Here is a 6,444-nt window from a genome sequence, read left to right on the forward strand (position 1 = left end):
ATGAACCGGATTATTCTTCGACGATGGCGAGAATATCGCCCTCGGACAGGATCAGCACTTCCTGACCGTCCAGCTTCTCGGTTTTGACGCCAAAACCTTCGTTGAAGATCACCTTGTCACCGACCTTCACGGACAGAGGCTTAACTTCACCGTTGTCCAGTGTGCGGCCATTACCCACTGCCAGCACTTCGCCGCGAGTGGATTTCTCGGCGGCGGAGCCGGTCAGAACGATGCCACCGGCCGACTTGGCCTCGGCTTCAATACGCTTGATAATGACGCGATCGTGCAATGGACGAATGTTCATCGATAACTCTCCTGCTGAGTGTTGTTACCTTGTTAGATAAACGGCCATCGGCCGCAAACTTGTTCCGTTGCCTTCCTATATGGGAACGCATTTGCGGCCTTCAAGAGCCGAGTGCAAAAATTTTTTAAAATCACGGGCTCACCGGCGTTATCATGACCGCCGTATTACGCTCACGCCCGCAACATCAAGGTTTTTTCGTGCCCCACTCCAATTCACTGCTCACCGCCCCCATCGGCCCGCAACTGGCGCGCATGACCGGCCCCATGGCACTGGGTATAGTGGCGATCCTGGCGTTCAACCTGGTGGATACCTTTTTTATCGGGCTGCTGGGCACGGCACCACTGGCGGCGGTGACCTTTACCTTTCCGGTGACCTTTGTGGTCACCTCCCTGGCCATGGGGCTGGGTGCCGGGCTGTCGGCCTGTCTGGGCCAGGCCCTGGGTGCCGGCTGCCATGAGCAGGCGGCCCGCTTTACCAGCGACAGCCTGTTGCTGTCACTGGTGCTGGTACTGGTGCTGGCAGGACTGGGGCTGGCCAGCCTGGATTCGCTGTTTTCCCTGCTGGGGGCCGAAACGGCGCTGATGCCGCTGATCCACGACTACATGATCATCTGGTACGCGGCTTCTCCCATGCTGGTGATCCCCATGGTGTGTAATGCCGCCATTCGCGCCACCGGTGATACCCGCACCCCCGGGCTGGTGATGCTGGTGGCCGGGCTGGTCAACGGCGTACTCGACCCACTGCTGATCTTTGGCCTGGGTCCCTTTCCGGCACTCGGTATTCGCGGCGCCGCCATTGCCAGCGCCTGCTCATGGCTGATGGCCATGGGAGTGGCGCTGACCCTGCTGCAGCACAGAGAACGCCTGCTGAGCTGGCACCCGCCGGCCCTGGCCCCCTTGCTGCGCCACTGGCGCCAGCTGCTGCACGTGGCCATTCCGGCGTCCTTTACCAGTGTGCTCAACCCGGTGGCCACCGCCCTGCTGATGCTGCTGCTGGCCGATTTCGGCACCGAAACCGTGGCGGCTTACGGCGCGGCTTCACGCATTGAGGCACTGGTGCTGATCGTGATGATGGCGCTGAGCTCGGTGCTGGCGCCCTTTATTTCCCAGAATACCGGCGCCGGCCTGCATGAGCGCAGCCGTCACGGCCTGTTGCTGGCCATGCGCTTTGCGCTGCTGTTTCAGCTGGGCGTGTTTATATTGCTGTGGTGGCTGGCGCCCTGGCTGGCGGGGCTGTTTACCGACAGTGCCGAGGTGAGGCGGCTGCTGCAACAATATCTGCAGCTGGTGCCACTGAGCTATGGGCTGCAAGGCTGTTTCATGTTGCTGGGCGCGGCCCTGAACGGCCTGCGGGTGTCGGTGATTTCACTGCTGCTGAATGGCCTTCGGCTGTTTGGACTCTTGCTGCCACTGGCCTGGCTGGGCGCCGGTCTGGCCGGCGCCGAAGGGATTTTTACCGGTATTTTGCTGGCCAACCTGCTGGCCGGGCTGATCGCCTGCCTGTATGCCTGGCGGCGCTTTCCGTGGCGAATTCGCCACCCGCTGAGCTGATGGGAACAGGGACTGAAAGAATTGTCACTCCGGCCTTGAGCCGGAGTCCATCGCGGTATGCTGGAGCGCCCTGAAAAAGATGCCGGCTCAAGGCCGGCATGACGAACAGGGTTGTAGCGTTTTCGGCTTCCTAAAGCGCTTACTTATCATCCTTGCGCTCGGCTTCGCCCTCAAAGGTAACGCCCTTTTTGTCATTCTCGTCGTTCACCCGGGTTTCGCTGTGATAGTAGTACTCGGCGGTAAAGGTATGGCCCTTGTCGCCGCGCACATGGGCCCGGCTGAGAAAGCGCTCGGCCAGAGCGGTGCGCACCGGCGGCAACAGCAGCAACACGCCGGCAAAGTCGGTGACAAAGCCCGGCAGCAGCAGCAGCACGCCGCTCAGCGCCAGCATCATGCCCGAGACCATTTCCCGGGCCGGGGTTTCGCCCCGGTTTATTTTTTCCTGGGCGTCCATCAGGGTCTGCAGGCCCTGAATACGCACCAGACTGATGCCGATAATGGCGGTCAGCATGATCAGCGCTATGGTGCTCCAGGCGCCGATGGCCGAGCCCACCTCGATGAACACAAAGATCTCCAGCAAACCGGCACCAATGAAAAACAACAGGATCCTGCCCACAATCACCTCTTTTTGCCGTTAACGGCTTACAATGGGGTCAAATTGATGAAATGGGGACGCCCGCCGGCATTTTCAAATGCCGATGTGCGCACCGTGTCCAGGGAGAGAAGAATGAAACCCGCCTTGCTGACAGCGGCTCTGGCCGGCCTGCTGCTGATGCTTACCCCCCTTGTACTGGAACAGTTTGGCTCATCGTCACCACCTGGCAACCGGGTACTGCCGGTGGAGCAGGCATTTGTGATCGACCACAGGCGCGACGGCGATATCCTGACGGTTAATATCACTATTGCCCCCGAAGCCTACCTCTACCGGCACAAACTCGCTGCCGAGGGCCATCACGTCGAGCTGAACGCCTGGCAGCCTCCCGAGGGCGAAGCTCACGAAGACGAGTATTTCGGCAAAAGCCAGGTATACCGCAACCAGGTGGAACTTCGGCTGCCGCTGCGCCATGCCGGCCCCGACGCTCGGGTCATGCTGGACTACCAGGGCTGCACCACCGGCCTGTGCTACCCGCCCCAGCGGGTTGAACTGGTGTTGCCATGAGCCAGTGGCATCTCTATCTGCTGCGCTGCCGGGATGACAGCCTGTACGGCGGCATTACCCTCGAGCCCGAGCGCCGCTGTCGCGAGCACAACGAGTTAAAAGCGCGCGCTTCCCGTTACGTCTGGTCGCGCCGCCCCGCCGTTCTGGTGTGGCAGCAGGCGGTGGGCGACAAGTCCACGGCGCTGAAACTGGAATACCGGCTGAAACGGCTGCCCAGAAAGCAAAAGGAGCAATTGCTGAGCCGGCCCGAAAGCTGGCGGCAATGGCTCCTGAAAAACGAAGACCCGGCAAATGCCGGGCCTCTGGTTATGACTGACTGACGAGGTGTTACTGCTGAGCGTCCTCTTCCACTGCGGCGGCCACGGCCTCTTCGGCATCGGCGGCCTTTTCAATGTCCAGCAGTTCCACTTCAAAGATCAGCACGGCATTGCCGGGAATGGAGCCGGCGCCGGTCTCGCCGTAGGCCAGGCTGGACGGAATGTAGAACTTGTACTTGGCGCCCATCGGCATCAGCTGAACCCCTTCGGTCCAGCCCGGAATCACCTGATTGAGAGGGAAGCTCGCCGGCTCGCCGCGCTCAACCGAGCTGTCGAACTGGGTGCCGTCCACCAGAGTACCGGTGTAATGCACGGTCACCACGTCTTCCGCTGCCGGCTTGTCGCCCTCACCGGCGCTCAGCACTTCGTACTGCAAGCCGGACTCGGTCACCTGCACGCCCTCACGCTGGGCGTTTTCCTTCAGAAAATCCTCGCCTTCCTTCAGGGTGGCAGCGGCTTCTTCCTTGGTCTTGGCTTCGATCAACTCGTTAATGTGCGTGTCATAGGCCATCAGCGCCTGCTGCACTTCCTCGTCGGTCATTTTACCATCGGTGGTGAAGCCGTCCTTCACCCCCTGCAGGATCACCTCATTGCTCAGGCTGACGCCCAGCTCCTGTTGCTTTTCCAGAGTGGAGCCGATGTAACGGCCCATGGACAGACCGATGGCGTACGCGGACTTGTCCTCGAAACTGTTGAATTCCGCCGCGCCGTCGGCTGACGGAGCCGCGCTAGTTTCCGCAGCCGGAGCGCTTGCCTTTTCAGCCGCCTGCTCATCGTTACAACCACTCAACCCCGCCATCACGGCGGTAGCCAGCAAGCTGACCTGTAACAGTTTTTTCATTATCAACTCCGAGTCGGGTGCACAGACACCTTGAAAAATGAGAGGTTTATACTCGAGGATTTGCAGGCAGGTTGCAACTTGCCAAAAAAAATTATCCCGTGCCGGCGCGTCTTGCGCTGTCGTTCCTGGTATGGGGCTCGGCTCGTCAGCCGGGGTAGCGAAGCCCGGCGGGCTTCGTTACCACCAGGGCTATTCTCTGGCTCCAACTGGAATCATGATGTGAGCATAAGGGGTGTCTTTCCACATCACATAGGGCCCGCCCAGGCTGGGGTCGGTCGGCAGGGAGTCAAGCAGACTGTTGTCGGGCACTATGATCATCAGGTGCGGCCCTTCCACAATCCACTGGTTATCATCCGTGGGGCCTTCGGCGTAAGGGTCGATATTACTGGCACCGCCGTCACCGGCGAGCATGTAGGAGATCCCCATGGCCTTGGCCTGAAACGGTTTTTTCTCCATCCAGGCCTGGGCCCATTCCATCCAGGGACCGTCCATGCACATGGGTGCCGTGCCCTCCAGCTGGGGCGGAGTGGGAAAACAGGTGTAGTCACCGCTGCCCTGCTGCAGCACGTTCTGCTCCCAGTCCACCACGGTCACGCTGTCACGCAGGGTGGGGGGCGCCGCATTGAGGGCATCGACCAGCATGGCCTGTTTCTGCTCGTCGGTGGGCGCGGCCAGCGCCTGACCGCCCAGGCCGCAGAGCGCCAGGGTAAAGATCAACATTGATGTTTTCATAGAACCAACCTCCGGTTGAGGAATGGATAATGCGCTCCCCCGCCTTGAAGTATAGTGCGCACCGGCCCGCCTTCCGGGTCTCACACGGCCACGCGACGGAGGAAAATCCCGCTGAAACATGCGAAGCTAGGCACCACCATTTCACATTCGGCCAACTTGCCTTCATGACAGCACGCCCCTCCCCGTTTTCCCGCCTTCTTGCCGGCCCGCTACTGGCCCTTGGCCTGCTGCTGGCCGGCTGTGATCAAAGCGAGCCTCCCCTCGCCCGGCAGGTCCTGGCCGAGGGCAGCATACTGGCGGCAGCGTCCACCGACGACGGTCGCTTTACCCTGGTGTCCAGCGGCAAGGGCCCGGTACAGGTATGGATGGCTGGCGACGCCGCTCCCCTGTATCAGTGGTATCAGGGGCAGGAAACCGATCCCGTGGTGCTGCTGGCCAGCGGCCCCGACGGCAAGGCCGCCGCCACCGCCACCGAGCGGACAGTGGCACTCTGGTCACTGGAAAGCGGTCAAAATCTGGGCTTTTACCGTGTGGAGCAACCGCTGCGTGCCCTGGCGCTGGCCAGCAACGGCCGGGCGCTGCTGCTGGGCTACCAGAATGGTGAAGTGGAATACGTGAACCTTGCCAGCGGCCGCCGGCTGCAGTTTCTCGGCCATCAGGACCGCATCAACAGCCTGGATATCTCCGCCAACGGCCGCTATGCCCTGAGCGCCAGCCACGACGGCGAGGTAATGCTCTGGCAAACCGACGATGCTGCCATAGTGGCACGCTGGCGCCACGAACACAGTGTGAGCCTGGTGCGGCTGGATCAGGGCGGCCGCTATGCCTTCAGCGCCGATGCTCAGGGCAACGGGGAAGTTCACCGCCTGCCCGATGGCGAGGTGCAGGCCCGGCTGGAGGTGCCCGCCCGGGGCCAGACCTTTATCAGCGCCCGGCTGAATGTGGATCAGGATCTGCTTGCCACCGGCGGCACCGCCCGCCGGCTGGATTTATGGCGACTCAGCGACGGCACTCACCTTCACCACTGGCAAGTGGGCCTGCACACACAGCTGAGGCCGGCCAGCGCCATGGTGTATAGTGTCGCTTTTGACGGCGCGCACCGGCTTTACAGCACCAGCTCCGCCGGCCTGGGCGAGACCTGGGCGCTTACCAACAGAGACGAACATGATGAATGATGAACTGCTGCACCGGCTGGAGCAGATGGAAACCCGGCTGGCCTTTCAGGACGACACCATAGAGCAGCTCAACCAGGAGATCGCCGCCCAGGGCGGTGAAATCGCTCGCCTCAAACAGCAGCTCAGCCTGTTAAGCAAGAAGTTCAAGGAAATACAGCCCGGCCAGGTCGCCAGCCAGGCGGAAGAAACCCCGCCGCCGCATTACTGAGCGACCATGCTATGGTGCGATCCGGCGAATAGCGGTGTCTAGTCCTGAAATAGGTTTACACATTTTCAGCTAGCTTTTCGCCACTCAGAACGCCCGATGCACCGCATCCGGCGTTCTGTATTTCAATGCGTGATGAGGCCGCTCCAGGTTGTAAATAT

Annotated in this window: 9 protein-coding genes; 5 read left to right on the plus strand and 4 right to left on the minus strand. The window is 61.3% G+C overall.

Annotation, left to right across the window (positions count from 1 at the left end):
• Positions 1–10: 10 nt before the first annotated feature.
• Positions 11–304 (minus strand): co-chaperone GroES, encoded by a 294-nt coding sequence (locus Q9290_RS15970; protein WP_306080634.1) that lies wholly within the window; start codon positions 302–304, stop codon positions 11–13.
• 152 nt (positions 305–456) lie between these two features.
• On the opposite strand from Q9290_RS15970, the gene Q9290_RS15975 reads away from it, so the two are divergent.
• Positions 457–1,854 carry an MATE family efflux transporter gene (locus tag Q9290_RS15975; protein ID WP_306080635.1) on the plus strand — a complete coding sequence of 466 codons (1,398 nt, stop codon included), beginning with the start codon at positions 457–459 and terminating at the stop codon, positions 1,852–1,854.
• A gap of 139 nt (positions 1,855–1,993) precedes the next feature.
• Here Q9290_RS15975 and Q9290_RS15980 read toward each other — a convergent pair whose 3' ends face one another.
• On the minus strand, positions 1,994–2,470 hold the full coding sequence (locus tag Q9290_RS15980) for an FxsA family protein (protein WP_306080636.1): 477 nt from the start codon (positions 2,468–2,470) through the stop codon (positions 1,994–1,996).
• 111 nt (positions 2,471–2,581) lie between these two features.
• Here Q9290_RS15980 and Q9290_RS15985 point away from each other — a divergent pair, with 111 nt between their 5' ends.
• Together Q9290_RS15985 and Q9290_RS15990 are read left to right on the plus strand one after the other, a co-directional pair.
• Complete coding sequence (locus Q9290_RS15985) at positions 2,582–3,013, plus strand: protein-disulfide reductase DsbD domain-containing protein (protein WP_306080637.1); 432 nt, start codon at positions 2,582–2,584, stop codon at positions 3,011–3,013.
• Positions 3,010–3,333, plus strand: a complete 324-nt coding sequence (locus tag Q9290_RS15990; protein WP_306080638.1) for a GIY-YIG nuclease family protein — start codon at positions 3,010–3,012, stop codon at positions 3,331–3,333. Before Q9290_RS15985 ends, Q9290_RS15990 begins: the two co-directional genes overlap by 4 nt.
• A gap of 7 nt (positions 3,334–3,340) precedes the next feature.
• On the opposite strand, the gene fkpA is transcribed toward Q9290_RS15990, so the two are convergent.
• Positions 3,341–4,171 carry an FKBP-type peptidyl-prolyl cis-trans isomerase gene (gene fkpA / locus Q9290_RS15995; protein WP_306080639.1) on the minus strand — a complete coding sequence of 277 codons (831 nt, stop codon included), beginning with the start codon at positions 4,169–4,171 and terminating at the stop codon, positions 3,341–3,343.
• A gap of 189 nt (positions 4,172–4,360) precedes the next feature.
• Positions 4,361–4,903 (minus strand): hypothetical protein, encoded by a 543-nt coding sequence (locus tag Q9290_RS16000; protein WP_306080640.1) that lies wholly within the window; start codon positions 4,901–4,903, stop codon positions 4,361–4,363.
• Positions 4,904–5,067: 164 nt separating this feature from the next.
• On the opposite strand from Q9290_RS16000, the gene Q9290_RS16005 reads away from it, so the two are divergent.
• Positions 5,068–6,078, plus strand: coding sequence for a WD40 repeat domain-containing protein (locus tag Q9290_RS16005; protein ID WP_306080641.1), 1,011 nt, complete (start codon positions 5,068–5,070; stop codon positions 6,076–6,078).
• Complete coding sequence (locus Q9290_RS16010; RefSeq protein WP_306080644.1) at positions 6,071–6,286, plus strand: SlyX family protein; 216 nt, start codon at positions 6,071–6,073, stop codon at positions 6,284–6,286. Before Q9290_RS16005 ends, Q9290_RS16010 begins: the two co-directional genes overlap by 8 nt.
• Positions 6,287–6,444 lie beyond the last annotated feature (158 nt).

Source organism: Oceanimonas aquatica, assembly GCF_030732065.1.
In the GTDB taxonomy this organism is placed as follows: domain Bacteria; phylum Pseudomonadota; class Gammaproteobacteria; order Enterobacterales; family Aeromonadaceae; genus Oceanimonas.